The organism is Prevotella dentalis DSM 3688 (assembly GCF_000242335.1).
Taxonomy (GTDB): domain Bacteria; phylum Bacteroidota; class Bacteroidia; order Bacteroidales; family Bacteroidaceae; genus Prevotella; species Prevotella seregens.
The window spans coordinates 214,383-236,204 of record NC_019960.1 but is presented as its reverse complement, the minus strand read 5'-3'; the positions used below and the strand labels follow the sequence as shown (position 1 = coordinate 236,204).

Here is a 21,822-nt window from a genome sequence, read left to right as displayed (position 1 = left end):
AGTGCAAAGGTAGACATTGAACCGGAAACAACCAAACAATCAAGCAAAAAAATACAGATGAAAAACGAATTTTTCGCTTTAACGGACAAATGGAGGACTCTAAAAACGGGAACACATTATTATATATAAGCGAGAGAGCAAAGGATGGCACGAACGAGAAGAAGCGGTGGACGAAACGATATTTCCTGCACTATCGTCGATAAACATCCTTGGCACGCAATTCGATCACCTTGCCCAATTTCCTGATTTGGGCCATATCCAACTTCCGTTTGTCTCCTACTATCATGGTCACCCGAGGACATTTCTGTATTTCGTCCTCATAGAAACGGACTATCTCGTCCATTCCCAGATTGCCCAAAGCACCCACTACAGCCCGGGCCGGGTCGTCCGTATATCCGGCCAGACGGCAATTGGCCACCGACCATCCTACCTGCCGGAATGACGGATAGCCATTGTTGACGACATTAACCATGTGTTGCTTGGCTGCGGCAACATTGGCTTCCCGGAGTGGCATGGCCCCAAACAGAGAGTCCAGCACTCCCAAAGCGCGCATCGTCTTGTCGGCCTGGGTTCCCATTCGGGTAAAGTAGGCACAAGGATATGCAGGAGCTTGCAGCAGGTCGGGCATCTGCCCCCAGCCTCTTGCATAGTAAGCATAGGCCCTAAATTCCCGAATATCCTGAAAGAGCACAGAAGACATGCCGCCCCCAAAATAGTTGCTCCACAACATGAAGCGTGCCCGTTGATCGGCCGTGCCCAGTGGGGAAACCGTCTGATAAGTCCCCACGATGGTCTGACGGGCTTTCGGATTGTCATAAATATAGACCACAGGCGAGCCATAGCTCCGCACGCTCACGGGCTTGTATTCCCACTTCCGACTGACCTCACCTATGGGAACATACTCGCTAACGGCTGCAGCCACTTCGGTTTCTGCCAGCCGTCCGCTGTACACCACATCCAACTGTTGTCGCTGCAAATCCTTAAACACCTCCACCAGTTGCCCTGCCGACATGCGTTTCAGCTCCCGTGCCGGCCAGCGCATGAGGTATTCAGAGCTGTCTCCAGACTCCGCCATGCCATAAACGGCATCGGCAACATGCGTGTTATCTTTCAGGAAAGTCTTCTCTTCCAGCCTGACGGCTTTCACCAACTCTGCATATTTTCGTTTGTCCGCCTTTGGCCTTGTCAGAAATTCTCTCAGCAATTTGACCGACGGCAACCAGTTACTGTCGAAACCCGTCAACGTCAACATCACCTGCTGCGGCTCCACCGAGAACTCCAGCGAAGCACCCAGCCGCTGCATTTCCCTGCCCAGCTGCTGTTTGGTGTGCCTTTCCGTCCCTATCCTTTCCAAATAACCGGCCATGGCCTCCAGTCTGCTGTCACTCCGAGAACCTTTCCGATAAATCAGCTGAAGGCTGAAAATATCGTTCGTCGGGTTCTTTACCTGATAGAGATTCACCAATGGACGCAGCTGCCGGTGCGAGGCATCGCGCTCTACATCCAAGAATTTAGGCCCTGTCTGCACCGTGGGCATTCGGGCCATCTGTTCGGCATAGGCCGACCGTTTTCCTGCATTCGGCGGCGTCACCGGCCTGTAGCCGGGCTGCGAAATGCGCTCTTTGGCATAATGGCCAAACACCTTTTTCACCCTCAACGAGTCGTCGTTCAAATAAGTGCGTGCCACTCTGGCCACATCCTCACGCGTCACCTTGTCTATCTTCTCCCTCTCTGCCAGCACGTCGTCCCATTGCAATCCATGCGAGAAAGCATTAATCATGGCCTTGCTCCGGCTCCCGATGGTTTCGAGATCCAGTTCCTGCGCCCTGGCCAGCGACAGTTTTTCGGCTTGCAACACATCGTCCGAGAACGCGCCACGCCGCAATTTATCCACCTGTTCCCAGCACAACCGATCAGCCCGTTTCGCCGAACCAAACGGCAGATTGGGCACAAAACCGAAACCAAAGATACTGAAATCCTTGAAATCATAGCCCCCGGCCATACCCTCCATGATTCTGTTTTCATGGGTCAGCGAGTCGAACAGCCCCGTCTGCGTATCATTGGACAGCATGGACATCATCACTTTAAAGGGCAGATAATCGGCGCTGTGCTCAGACGGAGCCTTGAATCCATACCCCCGTGCCTTCACCAAAGGCACCGGCAGCTTGAGCCGCAGCTCCCTGCGCCCGCGCCAGCTCCCCACACTTGCCGCAGCCGTCCGTGGAGCCTCACCCGCCCGAATGCGGCCGAACGTGCGCTCCAACAACCCCACGACATCATCTGTCCGGATGTCGCCGCACAGTATCAGGCCCATGTTTCCGGCCACATAATACTGGTCGTAAAACTTTCGCATCTCCGACAGCCGCGGGTTCTTCAGGTTTTCCGTCGACCCAATGATGGGATAGGCATAGGGCGTTCCGGCCAAGGCCTCACGCTGGGCCGCCTCCGCCGCCTGCACAACCATCTGGTCGGCATACATGTTTTTTTCCTCGTACACAGTCTCCAGCTCTCCCTGAAAAAGCCTGAACACGGGATGAATGAGCCTTTCGGAGTTGAGTTCGCACCACTGAGCCAGATACTGGGGGGCAAAACTGTTGTGATACACCGTCTCGTCAAAAGAGGTGTAAGCATTCAGCCCCGTACCGCCATACATGGAGATCAGGCTCTCGAACTCGTTGGGAATGGCATATTCGGCCGCCCGGACAGACAACTCGTTGATGTGCCGCTGTATCTTCATGCGTGCCGTCGGGTCTGTCGTGCCGGCCAGCAAGTCGTATTGCGCCGAGATACTGTCCAGCCACGGCTTCTCGGCGGCATAGTCCACAGTGCCTATCCGGTCTGTCCCCTTAAACAGCAAGTGCTCGAAATAGTGCGCGATGCCCGTATTGGGACAGTCCTTGGCCCCGGCCTTCACCACCACAGCTCCGAAGACCCGCGGCTGCGCATGGTCTTCGTTGAGCCATACGGTGAAGCCGTTGGAGAGGCGCAGGGTCTTGACTTGCAGCGGCGTTTCGGCACGAAAGGATGCGGCAACGAGGAGGATGCAGAGCAAAAGAAACAGTCTTTTCATAAGATTCGGATGTTGAAATCAATGTGCAGAGGGGGCGGCAAAGGCCCCTTGCAAAATTACTTTTTTTGTGATTCACGGCAAAACAAATTCTCGTTTTTCCCCAATTGATTCTTTCTTTTTCTTGCTTGGACAGCTACAAGCATTGGATTTTTTTGCCTAATTTTGCACGTAAACCCAAAAAACATCCGTATTTATGAAGAAAAAGACATTGCTGTTCGTGGCGATACTTGCTGCAGCCACTGCTGCCCGGAGTCAGGAAAAGACGGCCAAGGACTGGTATCTGTCCCTGCTTCCCAAGATCAAGACGGAGGTCAAGCCCATGCTTTCCACCCGATGGGGACAGAACGCACCTTATCACAACGACTGCCCCACGGCGCCCGGCAAGAGCGTGCACTGCAAGACGGGGTGCGTGGCCACGGCCATGGCCCAGGTGATGAGGTACTACCGCTACCCCGCGCAGGGCAAGGGCACAGTGAGCTATTCCTATCAGGACGATGCCGGCCAACTGCAAGCCATCGAAGCCGACCTTGGAAAGAGCAGCTATTCATGGGATTTGATGAGGGACTCCTACCTGCCGACCGACTCCCGCACGGCCGCCGAGCAGGAGGCCGTGGCCCGGCTGATGGCCGACTGCGGGGCCGCGGTGCAGATGGATTACGGGCAGTACGACAGCGGAGCGTTCGACATGGACGTGCCCCAAGCAATGGTCAACCACTTCGGCTACGACCCGGCCATCGTACACATGAGCGCTTACGAGGAGTTCTCGGACAGTCTGTGGTTCTGCACGCTCTACGAGCAGCTGTCTGCAGGAATGCCTGTTCTGTATGGCGGCGTGACCGAAAGCTACGGCGCCCACAGCTTCGTGGTCGACGGTTACAATGCCGAAGGCAAGTTCCACGTGGTCTACGGGCTGGGCGGCGGCGACGGCTTTTACGACCTGAAACAGATTCCTTACCGCTACGGCAGGTCCATGACCATCAACATCCGGCCGCCCAAGCCCACGGGCATCGGTGCCAAAATGGCGAACAACAGCCGCCATTCCGCCGCCGCCGAGTACTTCCTGATGGACGGGACACGGACAAAAGCCCCCCGCAAGGGCATCAACATTGTACGGACGCAAGGCGGAAAGACACGGAAAATAGCCGTCAGATAACGGCACGACGCCCCCTCGCCTTTCCACCCAAAAGTCATCGTCCACAGGCCGCGAAGCCAATTTTGGTTAAGAATGGCATGCTTCTTGCGGTAAAGTGACAAAAGGATTATATATTTGCAAGCATTCCAATCAGAAACAATTAAAAACAAAAAGAGAATGGAAATACAAGAATTAGAAAGAATGGTGCAGCAGCGCGAGGCCACCCTCTCGTCGGCCTTTCCGGCCCTGATGCGCAAAGTGTATGTATGGATGACGCTGGCCCTGGCCATCACGGGCATCTGCGCCTACGGCGTGGCTACGAGCCCCAGCATTCTCCAACTGATTTACAGCGGCGGGGCCACCATCTGGGTGCTGTTCCTCCTCGAGCTTGGACTGGTGTTCTATACCACTGCCCGCATCGACCGCCTGTCGCTTTCCACAGCCACTTCGCTGTTCGTGCTCTACTCTGCACTCAATGGTGTGACCCTCTCGAGCATCTTCATCGTCTACAGCATGGCCTCCATCGCCAAGGTGTTCTTCATCACAGCCGGCACCTTCGCCGCCATGGCGGCCTACGGCTACTTCACCAAGACCGACCTTTCGCGCTTTGGCAGCATCCTCTTCATGGCCCTCATCGGCCTCATCATCGCCTCCGTGGTCAATGTGTTCATGCGCAGTGCCATGTTCGATTTCATCCTGAGCTACGTCGGTGTGGCCATCTTCGTGGGCCTCACCGCCTGGGATTCGCAGAAGATCAAGGAGATGCTCGCACGGCAAGCAGACCTGAGCGAGGGGGCACAAAAGCTGGCCCTCATGGGCGCACTGAGCCTCTATCTCGACTTCATCAACCTGTTCCTCTATCTGCTCCGGATATTCGGCAACAGAGACTAAACCGCAGGAGGGTGTAGCAAAAACCCCGAATGACGGGCACATTGTAGGGACATACGCCTTGTATGTCCGAAAATCGAACGACATGAACAGACACACACGGTGTGCGTCCCTACAATTCAGCCTCGGTGATTCGTTTTAGCACACCCCTGTTATCTCCCCATTTCATTCTACCTTATCCAACTCAAAGCCTCGTGACCATGCTTTTTTCACACCACCATCCGGCACTGACAACCTGTGCCAAAAACCTAAATCAGAAATTACCCCCCCCTTAAAAAACTTAAACGAAAGCTAACAATGCCTAACTTTCGCAGCCTCATCATAGTCCTATGGCTGCTCGCTGTGCCGGCCATTCACGCACAGACCCAACCCAAGGAGCGCAAAATGGCACTCTGGGGACACGTGTTCGACAGCTTCACCCGCGCGCCCCTCGCGGCCCATATCACGCTCATGCGCCCCGACAGCAGCGTGGTGGACACCACCACCTGCCGCACCAACGGCACCGGGACGGGCGGCGATTCGTGGTGGCGCATCAACATTCCGCGGCGCGAGGCCCACTACATCATCCGGGCCGAACTGCCCGGCTACGAGCCGTGCTACGTCAATTTCCACGCCCACCACATCGGCCGCAACGCCTATCTTGACGCCGAATGGCACTACATGAAGCGGCGGCCGCGCAGCCAGCCCCGCCTCGACGGCGACCACCAGCTGGGCGAAGTGGTGGTGACGGGCACCAAGATACGCATGGTACAACGGGGCGACACTCTCGTGTTCAACGCCGAAGCCTTCAACCTGCCCGAGGGCAGCATGCTCGACGCCCTCGTCCGACAGCTGCCCGGCGCCAAGCTCATGGACAACGGCGACATCTATATCAACGGCGAAAAAATAGACTATCTGACGCTCAACGGCAGCGATTTCTTCAAGGGCAAGAACAAAGTGATGCTCGACAACCTGCCTTATTACACCGTGAAAAACCTGCAGATCTACCACAAGAGCACCGAGCGTAGCCGCTTTCTGGGCTACGACGTGGAGAAGAAAGACTACGTGATGGACGTGTCGCTCAAGCGCGAGTACAGCCGGGGAGCCATGGCCAATGCCGAGGCCGGCGGCGGAAGCAGCAACCGCTTCATGGCGCGGCTCTTCTCGCTGCTCTACAGCGACCGCACGCGCTACAGCTTTTTTGCCAACGCCAACAACGTGAACGAAGACCGACGGCCGGGCGGCGACGGCTCGTGGACACCCGCCAACAGCCCCAAGGGACTCAAAAACACCCGCGAGGCAGGCTTCAACATGCAGACCGAGAACAAGGCCAAGAGCCTCTCCAACCGCCTCGACGTCACTGCCGGCAGAACCTCGCTCAGCGAAGAGCGGCGCGGCCACAGCCAGACCTATGCCGGCGACGGCGACATCTACAGCCAGAGCCGGTTCGCCCGGCAGGGCAAAGTCACCAACCTCAACCTCAGCAACATCTTCACCATGCGCTCGCTGATTCACGTGCCTTTCAACCTCCAATCGTCCGTCCACATGGACTATCAGCGTGCCAACAACCACAAATCCTCCACCGACTCCACGCACCGGGGCGGGCGGCCCATGCTCTCTTCGGCAGCCAACGGGCGCGGCCGGGGCGAATACTTCCACGTCGACGCCTATGCAGACTTCGACAAAAAGCTGCCCTGGGGCGACAACCTGGAGTTCCAGGCCTCGTTCATGTATGAAACATCAAGGCCCGACCAGGACGAGAACGAGAGCCGCACGCGCTACCATGCCCTCGACAGCACCGACCGACGGCACCTCCTGCGGGACCTGCACTACCGCAATTACAACTACCGGGGCAACCTCGACTACGTGTTCAACTTCCCTTCCGGCTGGCGGTTGCGCACCTGGATCAACTACTTCCAGAGCTGGACGAGCCGGCACAACGACCACTATCGGCTCGACTGGCTGCCCACCGCCGGCAGCAACGACCTGCAGCTGGCCGTAGACCGGGACAACACCCGCAACTACACTATCCTCTCGCGCGACCACCCCGTGGGGTTCTGGCTCGGCTGGCAGACCGACAAAGACGGCTACGAGAGCTTCTCCATGCTGCTCAATGCCCACAATCAGCACGACCGCATGCACTACCACGGCGGCACCCTCGACACCGTGGCACGCCGCCACGGCTTCTGGCTGGACCCCGAAATACGCTACAGCTACAACAAGGGCGGCAAGCGCTTGTTCGTCCGATACACCGCGCAATACAAGCTTCCCGACTTTACCGACCTCATGCCGCGCCGCGAAACGAGCTCGGCCAGCCATACGCGCATCAGCAATCCGGGGCTGAAAAGCCAAAGCTCGCACACGCTGGCAGGGAGCTTCTCCATCAAAACCAAGAAGGCAGGATGGTGGGGCATAGACACGGGCGTGCGCCTGACGCACAACGCCTGGGGCACGCAGACCTGGTATGACCGGCTGACCGGCACCTACACCTACCGCCAGGCCAACGTCGACGGCCACAGGGCGGTGCAGTGCCGGGTGGACAACACCAGCACGCTCGACCGTAAACAGCGGCTCACCCTGACCGCGAGCCTGACCGAATTGTACGACCACAGCGTGGATTTCGACCTGGGCTACAACCTCGACAAGACACCCGACCTGCGCAAGGTAGACAACTACAGGACCATCGGCGAGGCCCGGCTGACCTACGCCCTGGGCAGCGTCACGGCCGCGGTTCTGGGCAATGCCACCTGGTACAGGGCCTCGAGCCGCAGCCAGAACTTCCAGGCCATCAACGCATGGGACTATACTTGCGGGGCCACGCTCAACTGCACGCTACCCTGGCACCTCACGCTCGGCACCGACATCAAGCTGTTTTCGCGCCGCGGCTATCAGAGCAGCGAGATGAACACCAGCGACCTGGTGTGGAACGCACAGCTCTCGCGCACGTTCGCCAAGGGGCGGCTCACGGCCAAGGTGCAGGCCTTCGACCTGCTGCAACAGCTCTCTTCGACCACCTACACCGTCACCGCGCAGGGCCGCACCGAGGTGTGGGAGAAGAGCCTGCCCCACTATGTAATGGGCACCGTGGCCTGGCGATGGCAGAAAAGTCCGAAGAAGCAACCCTGACCTCGCCACCCCGCCCCAACGTTTACGGGCCCATCGCCGTGCGACAAGCCCGTAAACGCCAAACGTTCAGGCCGTAATCGCGTCGCGATTACGGCCTGTTCTTTGTGCGATGACGGCGCAATGGGCAGAGGACCGCCCGGCGGTCACTGCATCACGTCGGGCGGACAGTCCTCGGGCCGGCTGCCCCACGCCTTGTTGGGACGCGGCCCCATGTCGAGCCGCAACGTGCCGCCGCCGGCCAGCATGTCGTGGGAGATGTAGTTGCGGGTATAGGGACGGCCGTTCCAGGTGGCGCGCTGGATGTAGATGTTCTCGGCCGACGCGTCGGGGGCTTCCATCACCAGGCGGCCGATGCGCGCCCGGCGGAACGTGGGCGAACCCAAAATATAATAAGGTGTGGCCGGACAAACGGGATAGAATCCCAGGGCCGAGAAGATGTACCAGGCCGACATCTGCCCGGCATCGTCGTTGCCCGAGAGGCCGCCCGGCAGGTCGAGGTACTCGGTCTGGAGGATGCGGCGCACCAGCTGCTGCGTCTTCCAGGGCTGGCCGGCCCAGGCATACATGTAGGGAATCTGGTGGCAAGGCTCGTTGCCGTGCCAGTAGAAAGCCTCACCCGAAGCACTGCTCAAAGCTCCATCCGAAGCCTCTCCGGCCCCGTCCCGGCCCTCCCCGGTGGAGGATGGGGAAGAAATGCCGAACAACGTGTCGAGCTTTTGGATGAACTTCTCCCGTCCGCCCATCGCCTCCATGAGGCCGTAGATGTCGTGGGGCACGTAGAACGAGTAGTGAATCACGGCCCCCTCGGTGATGAACGGCACACGATTGGTGAGGTCGCGGTTGCCCAGCCAGCGGCCGTTGCGGTGACGGCCGTCGGCCCAGCCCGTGTGCGGATTGATGACGTTGCGCCAGTTGCGGGCCCGCTTCATCAGGGCCTCGTAGTCGGCCGTGCGGCCCAAGGCCTTGGCCAGCTGGGCGTCACAGAAGTCGTCGTAGGCATATTCCAGCGTGCGGCTCACCTGCTCGTGGGTGTGGAAAGCCTCCTGCACTGAGTCCTCCATCGGGATATAGCCGTAGCGCAGATAGCTCTCGAGGGCGCGTCGGCCCATGCCGTCCTTGTACTCCGCAAAGGTGGCGGGACGCTCGAAAGCGTTGCGCCGCAGCCCGGCATAGGCCCCGGCGAGATCGAAGCCGCGCGTGCCCCGCACCCAGCTGTCGGCCAGCGCGGCCGCGGCGTGGTCGCCAATCATGGCCGCCGTGTACGAGTTCCAGCAGGGAAAGATGGGCATCCAGCCGCCCTCGCGGTACATCTGCACCAAGCTCTGCATCATCAGGGGCATGCGCTCGGGAGCCACAAGGCTGAGCAGGGGCAGCTGGGCGCGGTAGATGTCCCACATGGAGAAGTCGCCGTAGGCCGTGGCCCCGCTCACGGGGCGGCCCGTGGCAAAGGCTGGGCGGCGGCCGTCCACGTCGCTCATCTCGTGGGGCAGGAAGCTGGCGCGGTAGAGCGTGCCGTAGAACTGGCTGGCGGCGGCCTCGTCGGCAGCCTCCACCGGGAGGGTTTGCAGCCGCTGCTGCCAGATGCTGTCGAGGGCAAGGCGCGTGCCGAGGAAGTCCCACGCGGGCAGCTCGGCCCGCAGGTTGGCCCACGCCCCGTCCACATCGACAAAGCTCGAGGCCGCCCGCACCAGCACGGGCTCGCCGGCCCGCGCGTCGAGGGTGACGTAGGCCACGGTGTCGCGCACGCCAAAGGCCTTGACGGGCTGCTGGAACTCCACCACGAACCAGCCGCTGAAGCCGGCCCGTTCGCCCCATCCCTGATAGATGCGGTGCACGGGATTGTAGCCCCAGATGCAGCGGCGGGCAGTGTCTACGGCCACGAAGCCCTCGCGCTCGTCGCTGTTGGGATGCACGGCCACGTGCATTTCGCCCGAGCGGCCGGGCGTGAAGCGGAAGAGGGCCGAGTGGCTGCGCGCCGTCATTTCGGCCAGCAGCTGCTCGGCCGGCAGGTTGGCGGCATAGTAATAAGGATGGGCCGTCTCGCCGGTGTGGCTGAAAGGCGTGGCCCGCTCTGCGGGGCACAGCCGTAGGCGGCCCGTCATGGGCATGAGCGTGAACGAGCCGTAGTCCTGCGTGCAGCCGCCCACGAGCCAATGGCTGGCACGGAAGCCCTGAAACAGCGAGTCGCGATAGTAGTAGGGCGCCACGCACTTCTGCTCGGTGTCCTGCGTCTGCGGCGTCCAGAACGTGTGGCCGTGGGGCTCGAGCACGGCCGGCAACGTCTGCCCGTGCTCCTCGGAGCCCTTGCCGTAACGGCCGGCCGCCTGGGTCACGGCATAGTCGGTGCCCACCAAAGTGTTGATGCCCTGCGTGCGGTCTTTCCACAACTGGCGGTCCAGCCACGGGCGGGCGGCCCGCTTCACGGCCGTCCAGCTGTAATAGTCCACGCCGTCCTGCCGGGCCACGGGCTGCAAGGCGGTGAGCGTGGCGGGCAGCTCGTTCAGCCAGAAGCCCACCAGCACGTCGTCGTTGCCCTGCCCGGCCGCGGCAGTGGAGGCGGCGCCGGCCCGCCGGCAGAAGAGCATCTGCAGATTGGCAGCCATCGGCACAATGCGGTCGAGCTCGCCGCGGCCCTCCGAGGGGTCGGCCACACCGAGCAGGCTGAGCAGCCGGTAGAGGGCCGTGTCGTGGCCAAAGCGCAGCGTGGCCGCCGGCCGGCCCGTGGCGAGGGCGGCGTCGGCCTCGGCCGAAATGTGCCGCCACAGGCGTGCGGCACACAGGGCGGGAATGTCGTGGTTGCCGGGCACGCGCCCGTTCTGCCACTTCATGCGCGTGCAGTTCTGCCGGTAGAGGGCCTCCATCTCCTCACGGGTGAAGAGGTCGAAGAGCGAGACGCGCAGCCCGTCCACGTCCTGCATGTCGGTGGCGATGGTGAACACCTCGGAGAAAAGCCGCTCGGCGTCGGCCACGCGGGCCGGTTCTCGAAACACCGCGGCGGCCCACCGCTGGGGCGAGACGCCGAGGGGCACACGGGTGTCGCGTTGCAGCAGCAGTTCGTCGGGCGAGTCGTAGCTCATCCAGCGCATGTCGGCCGAGTCGGTCACGGCGGTCAGACCGATCCCCGGGCAGCGGCGGCCCAGCTCCGTGCAGAAAGCCTCCATGCTGCGGCGGCACCGGCCCACCACGCTCGACCGCGCCTCCACGCGCGCCCCCGACTGCATGAGCAGGGGGAAGCGGGCCGCCATCCTGACGGCCAGGCCCTGCTGCTGACGCTCGCCCACGGGCGTGAGCTCGCCGCCGTGGCCGCGCGCATGGTTCCACACGCGGAGCATGCGGCGGCGCAAACTGCGGCCGCGGCGGGTGAGGTTGGCCTCGTCGGCCAGCTGGGCCACGACCCATTCGTAGCGGCTGTCGCTGGGCAACCAGCGCGAACCGTGGCGGCCATAGTGGCTCACATAGCAGGGCACGTAGCCCTGCGGGGCCGCGGCCGCGGCGGGAACGGGCACGGCAGGATAGGCGTAATATACGCCCCCCAGCTGCTCGGGCGACTTCTGGGCCGGGGCCGCAACGGCCAGCAACAGGGAGAGGAGGAGGGGAAAGAGGCGTTTCTGCTTCATGGAAAAGGGTTGGATAAGGCGGACGGCGGGGCCCGCAACATCAGTTTGTTGGATTCAAAATAAGCCAAAATATCCCGAATGCCGCGTGGACATTAAGGATATTTAAGGAAAAAGGGCGTTTCAGCGCAGCCCATCGGTGGGGGTGCGGGGAGTCGGCGGGATGCGGTTGAGCCGCCAGTCGATGCCCAAGGGATTGCCGGCCATGCGCACCACCCAGGGCAGCGGCCCGCGCCGGGCTATCCACATCTCCGTGCCGTCCACGTCGGCCCGAAGGTGTATCAGGCTGTCCGTGCGCCCCTGCTCGCGCCAGGTGATGCCGTCGTAGACCATTTTTCGCGTGCGCAGGAGGGTGCGCCGGGCCCGTCGCGACACCATGAGGAACGTGCCCCGGCAGTCGTAGCGCTTGCCCGGCCGATAGGCACTGTCCCAGCAGAAGCCGCTCCCCTGCTCCACCTCGCGGCGCGGCATGCGGTAGAGGCAGCCGTTGCAGGTCAGCCGCAGCGTGTCGCCCTGCCAGCGGGCATCGAGCGGCCAGGTGCGGAACTGCCGGTTGAGGGTGAAGAACACCTCGCCCGCCGCCGCTGCAAGTCCCTGCTCCGGCGAGGCTTTCCCTTTCGGATTCGGCTTGGCAGGAGAGGAAGACGTGTCATTCCAAGCAGCGTCTTCCTGTATTCTGACCGGAGGAATCGTCAGGTAGTGCGCCCCGCATCGTTCTCCCCCTCCCACTGGAACGGGCTGGGGAGAGGCCGGATACTTCCCCAACATCGCCCACACGAGCCAGCTCGACATGGCCCCGCTGTCGTCGTTGCCGGGCAGTCCGTCGGGGCGGTCGGAGAAATGGCGGTTCACAATCTGCGTCACACGGCGCGCACTCAGGTCGGGACGGCCGATGTAATGATATAAATAAGGTGTGAGAAACGAGGGCTCGTTGCCCACGTTGTAGTGTCCCCGGTCGAAGAATGTGTCGAGCCGGCGGCGGAATGCCGAGTCGCCGCCGCAGAGGCTGACGAGCTCCGGCACGTCGTGGGGCACGCAGAGCGAGTATTCCGCCGACAGTGCCTCGTAGAAAAAAGTGTTCCACCAAGGCAGGTTCCACGGGGCCGCGCTGGTGTCGGGACGGTAGGGAATGTGCGGGTGGAACAGCTGCGAGCGGCCCCAGGGCACGGAGTCGAGCCAGCGGCCCCGGGCGTCGCGCGGCATGATGAAGCCGCGCATGCCCTGCCACTCGTAGTCGGCCCGCCACAGGTTGCGCCAGTTGCGCGAGCGCGCCATGTACTTGGCATGGAGGTCTTCGCGGCCCAATCCGCTGGCCAGCAGGGCGATGCACCAGTCGTCGTAGCTGTATTCCACGGTGCGTGTGCCGGCCCGCGGCGTGCCGTAGGGGATGTAGCCCAGCCGGTTGTACTCGGCCAGGCCGCCGCGTCCCTCCTTCTCATCGTCGGCGGGCGGCACCTCGGCGTCCTTCACCATGGCCTCCAAGGCCAGGCCGTAGTCTATGCCTTTCAGGCCCCGCGCATAGGCGTCGGCCAGCACCACCTCGGCATTCGACCCGCCCTGCGTGCGTCCGTTGCAGTCGCCGCTGCGGGCGTCGGGCAGGTAACCGTCGTGCTTGTAGATCTCGAGCAGGGCCTGAACCATCGGCGCGGCCCGCTCGGGATAGTAGTCCATGAGCAGCGGAAACGACGTGCGGTAGGTGTCCCACAGGGCGTAGTAGTCGTCAAAGTAGGGGCCGCCCTCCCATCGCGGGTTCTCGTTGGTCTTGTCTGTGGGCATGAGCAGCGTGTGATAGAGAGCCGTGTAGAACATGCGCATCTCCTTGCGCGTGCCCTGATAGGGGATGCGCGCCAGCATGCCGGCCCACGTGCGGCGGGTCTCGGCCAGCTGTTCGTCGAAACTACGTGACACGATGTTGCGGCGCGCCTGGTCGGTGGAGACGTAGGAGATGCCCACTTTGACATTGGCCACGGCGGCCGTCCACCGCACGAGGGCATAGAAAGACCCGTTGCAGACGGCCGTGTCGGCAGGCAGCGCAGGATCCGTGCCCACGGGCAGCTCGGGCGTGAGGGGCGTGTCACTCTGCAGCCAAAAGTACACGGTGTAGGGCCCGCCATTATTCCATCCGCCCCGAATGGTGGTGGAGCCGCAGATGTCGCGGTCGCCCCGCAGCTCGATGCGCGAGTCCACGTACTGCTGTGCCTCCCGTTTGTCGGGTATGGTATCCATGCCGAGGAACGACGCTGCGTCCACCAACAGCCCATCGGCACCGTGGAAACGATAGAGAGCGCAGCGGTCGGCGGCCGTCACTTCCGTGCGGATTCCGTTCTCGTAGGTGCAGTCATAACAGGCCAACGCCACCCGCTCGTGCTGGCGTCGGCTGGCATAAACCGGCACCGGTGCCCGGCGGCCGTCGGACAGCAGCAGTTCCTTCATCGCGGGACGGTCGGTCTGCCGTATCGGCTGAATGAGAATATTGCCATATTTCTGTCCGCCGCCCGTGCCGCTCACATGGGTCTGCGAGAATCCCTTCACCGCCTCGGGCATCGGGGCCCATCCGGCGTTGGGCATCGAAACAGCATCGGGCCCAGGCTTGGCCATGCCGAAAGGCATGCACGGCCCCACAAACACCCGCCCCTCTCCCTCGCTGCCAATGAGCGGGTCTACATGGCCGGCACACGACTCTGCCTCGCTCAACAAGCGGGCAAAAACCTCCGGACGGTCCAGATTCACCAAGTCGACCCCACTGCCAATAACCTGTCGGAACTGGGAAACATCGTCTTCCTGGCACGCCGCCATGACCCGGATGCCCTGCCCATGACAGTAATCCAACAACTCTTGTGTGATGTTTTGAGGAGCCGTCTCCACGTAGGACAGACAGCATCGAGCCTGCCAATACTTCACCCGCGCCACGTCATTGGCATTGACTTTCACCTTCATTTCCGGGGCAAGACGCACGAATTCGTGCAGCATCCGCTCGTCGGCAAACCAGAAAAAACTGCTGTCGGCATAACCTTGGGCACGCACCAGAGCTACCAGCCGAGGGATGGGTGTGCCACGCTTCACGTCAAAAAACACACGGGCACGCCCACGCAGATGGTCGAGCATCTGGGCAATGGTGGGTACGCGCATGCCTCGACACGCCGGCGAAAACCAGTTGCCGGCATCCAGCCGCCTCACAGCGGCGGCGGTCATGCGGGCAATCGGGCCATGCCCGTTGGTGGTGCGGTCGAGCGTTTCGTCGTGCAGATTGAAGAGAACGCCGTCCCGGCTCGGTCTCACATCCACCTCAATCCAATCGGCGCCATACTTCAACGCCGAGTCGGCCGAGGCAATTGTATTTTCCGGAGCCAGTGCATTGGCTCCGCGATGCACCACCACCTCCATCCTTTGGGCCGAGACTCCCAGCGAGACCAACGTCACGTACAGAAAGAAAATCGGCCTCACCATCTGCAAATATATTCTTAACATCAGGTTCACAGCATGAAAGCGGGCTGGCCGGAAAGGCCAGCCCGCAGATTGAAAAGATTGATTTCGTCAGAATTAATAGCCCTCGTTCTGCTTCCAGCGGGGGTTGGAATTCAGCATGTCTCTATGGATGGGGAACACGCGGCACGTCTTGTCGAAGCGGGCCGTGGGGAAATCCTTGTAGTGAGGAAAGTATTCATCCTCGAAGTGTCCGAAGCGAATCATGTCGTTGCGCCGCCAGTTCTCATCGAAAAACTCGCGTCCACGCTCCTCGTAGATTTCTTCGAGCGAGGGGTTGTGGTCGAGCAACGGGGCATGCACATAGGCACGAATCTGGTTGAACAGCTTGCGGGCCTCGGCCTGGTCGCCGTTGCTGCGCACGAGTGCCTCGGCTTTTGTGAGGAGGATGTCGGCGTAACGGAAGATGGGCAAGTCGTTGCTTTGGTTACGCCCGTTCTTGTAATCATCGTTGATGACAAACCACTTCACCGAGCGGTAACCCTGTGACCAGCCGGTCAGATTGTCGCCCACGTCGATCGTAGACTTGTCAAACATCGGATCGAGAGTAATGTCTTGATGGAGCACCAACGGTTTTCCACTGCGGTCGAGACATACCTGACTCGTGGGTAACAGCGTCTCGGGGTCGTACACATGCACCGTATCGCCGATGATGCAAAGGTTTCGCTCGTCGCCCGGCAGGTTGAAGAGCCTGACAAATTCAGGCGTCAACGTCATGTAAGCACCACCCGAATTGGCGAGGTTCATGCCGTAATAGCTGGGCTTCAACGACTTTACATCCTTGTAAGACTTGGCTCGACCGTACTGCATGCCCGTGGCATCGTAGGTGTCGTAAGGCATCACATAGATGAAGTCTTCCACGTTGAGGGCCGTGTTGTTGGGGCCGAACTTGAAGCGATAAGCCATGGAACCCAGGTTGAACTTACCCGAATTGATGATGTCGTTGCACACGTTGATGCAGGCTTGGAGCTTCTCATTCCGGGCCGTGGCGGCATCATAGTTCTGCACAGAGTCGGCCGTATAGACGGGCCAATTGATGTAAAGCTTGGCGAGCAGGGCCTGGGCCATGTACTTGGTGGGCTTGCCGTAGGTGTCGCTATTGAGTTCTGTAGGCAGCTTCGGGACAATATCCAACAGCTCACTCTCGATGTACTTGGCCACTTCGGCACGTGGCTGACGCAGCTCGATGTCCAAATCCTTGCGGCTGTGGTCCACAATGGGCACATCGCCCCAGCAGTCCATCATGATGAACTCGAAGAAAGCGCGCATGGCCCGGGCCGAAACCTTGTACTTTTCATCGGCCGTCTCGCTGTCGATGACCTCGTTGGCCTTGACGATTCCTTTGCCAAGCTCGCCCATCCAGTCTATCGTTGCATCCTCTTTGGAATAGGCATGCAACGATGGATGGGCGTAGGCACCACCGTCAACCCAGCCTCCACCGTAGGCCACGGAAGTCCACTCGTCGCTGGAGAGAGCCATGGCCTCCATATAGCGGCGGCCAAACGGACCGCGCATTTGGAAGTAAATATCCGCCATATTGGCCTCGACGGCAGCCTCACTACCCGGTGCAGTCGTGTAAAGCGAGTCTACTTTAACATCCAAATCGGTGCAGCCGGTAGCCAGCACCGCGAGGCCGGCTGCAACAAAAGTCTTTATATTCTTCTTCATTACCGTATCATCATTAAAGAATTAGAAAATCACCTTGACACCCACAAGGAATGAACGCGTGTGGGGATAGTTGCTCCAGCGATACTCTACGCCCGGCGAGGTGCCGCCCATATTGACTTCCGGGTCGATGCCCTTATAGCCGGTGATGGTGAACAGGTTGTTGCAGGTGGCGTAAATCTGGAGACTTTGCAGCCAGTCGTCGAAGTGTTTGAAGGTGTAGCCCACCGTCATCGTGGCCAGGCGCAGGTAAGAACCATTCTCGATGAAGCGTGTCGAGGGGATGTTGTTCAGGTTGTCGGTGACCGGACGGTCGGTGATATACTCTTTCAACACGTTCTTGCCGCCCGAGAAGAAGTCGGGAGCGGTGTAGTGGGCACGCGTTCCATTGTAGATCTTGTTGCCGAACACGCCGGTGAAGAACACGGTGGCCGAGAAATCCTTGTACGCCAAAGTGTTGTTCCAGCCGAGGTTCAGCTTGGGCTGTGCACAGCCCGTGATGGTGCGATCCTTGTACTCAGGCTTGCTGGTTGTCTTGCCGGTGCGCTCACCTGTCTCGGCATCGCGTTCGTAATAAGCGGGCACACCTTTCTCGTCGTAGCCGGCAAACTCATAGGTATAGAACGTGCCGAGAGGCTGTCCCTCGATAATACGCTGGGTGTAACCCTGCGACGACACGCCGGCAACCATGGGATCGCCCTGGTCGAAAGTGCCCACTTGGTACTTGTCGTTCGACAAACGGTCCACGCAGTTCTTGTTGTGGGCCAGGTTAAGCGTGGTCGTCCAGTTGAAGTTCTTGGTGCGCACGGCATTGATGTTGACGGTGAACTCCACGCCTTTGTTGGTAATTTCGCCCACGTTGGCCGCAATACTGCCGAATGAATAGATGATTTGCGACACCGGGTAGTCCCAGATAAGGTCTTTCGTTTTCTTGTGATAGAACTCAAGACTACCATTGATTCGATTGTGCCAGAACGCATAGTCGATACCCACATTGAACATTCCCGTCGTCTCCCATTTCAGGTCGGGGTTGGCCAATTTGGTGGTACCCAGGATAGGCCAACTATTGCCTTTATAGCTGAACACCGAGCCTTTGCCGCCGTAAGTGCTCAAGGCCGTATAGGCTCCAAAGCCCAGCGCATTGCCACTGACACCGTAGCCCACGCGCAGCTTCAGGTTGTCGAAGACATGTTGGTTCTTCATAAATTCCTCCTCCGTGATGTTCCAGGCTGCCGACACCGAGGGGAAGTAGCCCCAACGATGGCCTTTGCCAAACACCGACGAGCCGTCGCGGCGTAGCGTGGCCTGCAGCATGTACTTGCCATTATAGGAATAACTGGCACGGCCATAGAACGAAATGTTGCGCACCGTCTCCTTGGTGCCGCTCTGTACAGCCGGCATACCGTCGATGGCTCCGGCGTAGGTGAGCTGGTTCCACTTCAGATAGTCGTCGAAGAAATTGTGCACCGTCAGGCCAAATCCATCGTTAGAGGTCTTCTCCTCCCATGAATAACCGGCCATGAGCTGGAGCTTGTGCACCTTGGCAAACGTCTTGTCGAAGTTGAGATAGCTCTCGAACGTCTGCTCGTGACCCAGGAAAGTGGAGCGCGTGGCGCGACCGTTATAGTCGCTGATACCCTCCAACTGGGTGTTGTGCGTATCATAGGCGCTGTGGGTGTGCTGATAGTGATTGTAGGAATAGTTGGCATTCCAGAGGAGTCCGTCTATCAATTTCAGCGTGCCCTTGGCGATAAACTGCGTGCGCTTCCAGACATTCTCCGAAGTGTCCTCGTGGATAAGCGACAGCGGATTGTAGTTTTTCGAGCCCGACCCCTTGGACCACGTGCCGTCTTCGTTGGTTACAGGATTCAGCGGCAGGAAGTAGTTCATGGCGTCGAGCACCGAGCCGCCCTCGTTGTTCATGGGTACACCCACGTGCTTGCCGTACATGGAGTTGACACCCATCGACAGATCGAGCCTGTCTTTGAGCACTTTGGTCGAGATGAGCGAGCGCAGATTCAAGCGGTTCATATAGGAGCCCTTGATGACTCCCTCCCTGTTCATGTAGTCGACGCTGGCCATATACTTGGTCTTTGACGAGCCGCCGTTGATGGCAACATTGTGGTTATGGCTCACGGCCGTGCGCAGCACCTCGTCCTGCCAGTCCACATTGCCGCCCTTGTCGTACTCGTATTTGAGGTTGTTTTTCGCCACATAGTTGCGGATGTCCTCGGCCGAGGCCATGTCGAGGGTCTTGGAAATGTGGTCAAAGGCCACGTAGCCGTTGTAGCTCACGTTGGTGCGCTCGGTCTTTCCACCGCTTTTGGTGGTGATGATGATGACGCCATTGGCGGCCTTGGAACCATAGATGGCTGTGGCTGTGGCGTCGCGCAGCACGTCGATGCTCTCAATATCGTCGGGCGACACCATCGAGATGTCGACGCCGGGAATGCCGTCAATGACGTAGTAGGGCGACATGGCGGCCCCCGACCGCAGCGAGGAAGCACCACGAAGGGTGATGCTCGACGAGCCGTTGGGGTCGCCGTTCGACGTCACTACGAGGCCGGCCACCTTGCCTTGCAGCATCTGTGCAGGGTCGGTGAACACTCCTTGGTTCAGGTCTTCGGCCTTGATGGTGGTGATGGACGAGGTGACGTCCTTGCGGCGCATGGTTCCGTAGCCCACCACGACCACCTCGTTGAGCATGGCGTTGTCTTCTTTCAGGCTCACGCTCTGGCCTGGCGTGATGACCTGGTCGGCGTAGCCCACATAGGACACCTTGAGGCGGGCGTTGGGTTTGGTGGTTTTCAGCGTGTAGCGGCCGTTGGCATCGGTCACCGTGCCGTTGTTGGTGCCCTGCTCCATGACGGTCACACCGATGAGCGGTTCGCCGTTGGCATCACTGATGACACCGGTCTTCTGGCTCTGTGCCATCGCCACTGTGCTGCAAAGCAACAGGCCGGCGGGGAGCAAGGTCCGCCACAAGGCTGTCTTCACGGGGTTTTGTACATCTTGCATAATTGCTGGTTTAAAGGTTGTATAAATGTTGTTGGATAGGCGGGGAGGGGGTGAAGGTGAGGCTGGGACTGGCCATGACAGGAGGGGAGGGGCCGGGGGCGAGGCTGGGACAGGCCATGATAGGAGGGGATAGGTGGTGATAAGAGGTTATAGGCTATGATAGGGCAAGGACGACAGACAAGCCCAAGCAGGGCGGCGGACTGACCCAAGGAAAGCGCCAAGCAAGCTCAAGCGGAGCGGCGGGCTGGCGGGCCAGGGCGATGGAGCGGCCACAAGCGGGGCAGCCGGGGCGCGGGGCGAGCCGATAGAGCGGGTCCAGGCGGGGCGGCAGCCCGGCTGTGCGGGACCAACGGGCGGCGGGCCACGGGGCCGGCTCAGCGCACGAGCTTCACCTCGAGCTCGCAGTCGGTGGCCTTCGACGACCACGAGTCCATGCCGCGAGTCTTGACAAAGCCGTCGCCGCGGCGGGGCCGCAGGTCGAAGAAGCTGTTGTCATAGGAAGTGACACGCACGCGGCGCAGGCGCACATTATTGAAATACACGCGGTTCACCTTGCCCATCACGTCGCCGCCCACGAAACATCCGTTCTCGGAGGTGGCGAAGATGTTGGTGAAGTAGATGCGGCTCACCTCGCCGCAACGCCCTTGTGTCTCGCCCTTGGGGAAGCGCCAGTTGGCGTCTTTATAGTTTCCGTCGGCGCGGGGATAGGAAGTAACGTAGATGGGTTCGGCCTTGCCCCACCACACATCACTCCACAGCCGCAGGTCCATGACGATGTTGGAGAACGACACATCGATCACCGTGCCCTCGTCTCTGTTCTGTATTCCCAGGCCGCGGTTGCTGCCGGTGATGACGCAATTGTCGATGGTGACGTTGCAAATGGAGTCTACATTTTCCGACCCTATCTTGATGGCGCACGAGCGCGACGACATGGTGCAGTTGGTTACAGTGATGTCACGGCAGGGCCCGTAGGCTGCAAACTCACGCCGGTTCTTCAGGCAGATGCAGTCGTCGCCCGAGGTGATGTGGCAGTTGGCTATGCGCACGTTGCGCGAGTGGTCGATGTCGATGCCGTCGCCATTGCGTATCTTCAGGTTGTTGAGCAGGTTGACGCCGTCGATCACCACGTCGTTGCAACCCACGAGATGCACCGTCCAGTAGGCCCCCTCGCGGATGGTGACGCCGTGAATCTGCAGGTTTTCCACCCCGATGAGCGTGAGCACGTGGGGCCGCGGGTCGAAGGTGGTGGTGGGTTTCAGCTCGTAGGAGTCGGCCAACTCGCGGCCCATGAAGCGGATGCCGTTGCCATGGATGGTGCCGCGGCCGCTGATGCGCAGGTTGCGCACGTCCTTGGCCCAGAGCCACATCATGCCCTCGCCCTCGTTTTCACCGAATGCACTCTTGTGGTAGACGGCCTCGTCGGGGTTGGCCAACAGCGTGGCATCGACGTCAAGATGGAGCTCCACGTTGGTCTTGAGCTCCACGGGGCCGGCCAAAAACGTGCGGCCCGTGGGGAAGTAGACCTGGCCGCCGCCCGCCGCCGAACAGGCGTCCACGGCACGCTGAATGGCCGCCGCATCGTCTGTGCGGCCGTCGCCGAGGGCGCCGTAGGCCGTCACGTCGAACACTTTCACCTGCCCCGAGACCGAAAGCAGAGGCAGCAAGAGGGTGATTAAAGTTAGTAAAAGTTGTCGCATCAGAGATTGGTTTTGCTTGCAAAAATAAGAAAAAGATATGGTCCTGCAAAGTTTTCGGCCGCTTTTTTCCCGGCCCTGGGCATTGCGCCACGCCGTCGCGTCCCTGCGACGAAGCCACAAATGCCTTGCGACGAAGCCGTAAACGCGACG

9 protein-coding genes are annotated in these 21,822 nt (G+C 60.4%); 3 read left to right on the top strand and 6 right to left on the bottom strand.

Annotated features, from left to right (window positions below; genetic code table 11):
* Positions 1–190 precede the first annotated feature (190 nt).
* Positions 191–3,070, bottom strand: a complete 2,880-nt coding sequence (locus PREDE_RS00860) for a M16 family metallopeptidase (RefSeq protein WP_005845859.1) — start codon at positions 3,068–3,070, stop codon at positions 191–193.
* Between the two features lie 193 nt (positions 3,071–3,263).
* On the opposite strand from PREDE_RS00860, the gene PREDE_RS00855 reads away from it, so the two are divergent.
* The 3 genes from PREDE_RS00855 (at position 3,264) to PREDE_RS00845 (ending at position 8,195) form a co-directional block, all read left to right on the top strand.
* Positions 3,264–4,223, top strand: coding sequence for a C10 family peptidase (locus PREDE_RS00855; RefSeq protein WP_005845855.1), 960 nt, complete (start codon positions 3,264–3,266; stop codon positions 4,221–4,223).
* A gap of 156 nt (positions 4,224–4,379) precedes the next feature.
* On the top strand, positions 4,380–5,093 hold the full coding sequence (locus tag PREDE_RS00850; RefSeq protein ID WP_005845854.1) for a Bax inhibitor-1/YccA family protein: 714 nt from the start codon (positions 4,380–4,382) through the stop codon (positions 5,091–5,093).
* Between the two features lie 294 nt (positions 5,094–5,387).
* Complete coding sequence (locus tag PREDE_RS00845) at positions 5,388–8,195, top strand: carboxypeptidase-like regulatory domain-containing protein (protein ID WP_005845852.1); 2,808 nt, start codon at positions 5,388–5,390, stop codon at positions 8,193–8,195.
* Between the two features lie 143 nt (positions 8,196–8,338).
* Here the strand turns inward: PREDE_RS00845 and PREDE_RS00840 are convergent, their stop codons facing one another.
* The 5 genes from PREDE_RS00840 to PREDE_RS00820 all read right to left on the bottom strand — a co-directional run bounded on the left by PREDE_RS00840 (position 8,339) and on the right by PREDE_RS00820 (position 21,672).
* Positions 8,339–11,812: a GH92 family glycosyl hydrolase gene (locus tag PREDE_RS00840; RefSeq protein ID WP_015298338.1), complete on the bottom strand. Its 3,474-nt coding sequence runs from the start codon at positions 11,810–11,812 to the stop codon at positions 8,339–8,341.
* A 120-nt stretch (positions 11,813–11,932) separates the two neighbouring features.
* Positions 11,933–15,256, bottom strand: coding sequence for a GH92 family glycosyl hydrolase (locus tag PREDE_RS00835; protein ID WP_015298337.1), 3,324 nt, complete (start codon positions 15,254–15,256; stop codon positions 11,933–11,935).
* A 93-nt stretch (positions 15,257–15,349) separates the two neighbouring features.
* The gene (locus PREDE_RS00830; RefSeq protein ID WP_005845842.1) at positions 15,350–16,960 is read right to left on the bottom strand and encodes a RagB/SusD family nutrient uptake outer membrane protein; all 1,611 of its coding nucleotides are present in this window, start codon (positions 16,958–16,960) and stop codon (positions 15,350–15,352) included.
* A gap of 21 nt (positions 16,961–16,981) precedes the next feature.
* Positions 16,982–19,975 (bottom strand): SusC/RagA family TonB-linked outer membrane protein, encoded by a 2,994-nt coding sequence (locus tag PREDE_RS00825; protein ID WP_005845840.1) that lies wholly within the window; start codon positions 19,973–19,975, stop codon positions 16,982–16,984.
* Between the two features lie 374 nt (positions 19,976–20,349).
* Positions 20,350–21,672 (bottom strand): glycoside hydrolase family 28 protein, encoded by a 1,323-nt coding sequence (locus PREDE_RS00820; protein WP_005845838.1) that lies wholly within the window; start codon positions 21,670–21,672, stop codon positions 20,350–20,352.
* Positions 21,673–21,822: the final 150 nt, after the last annotated feature.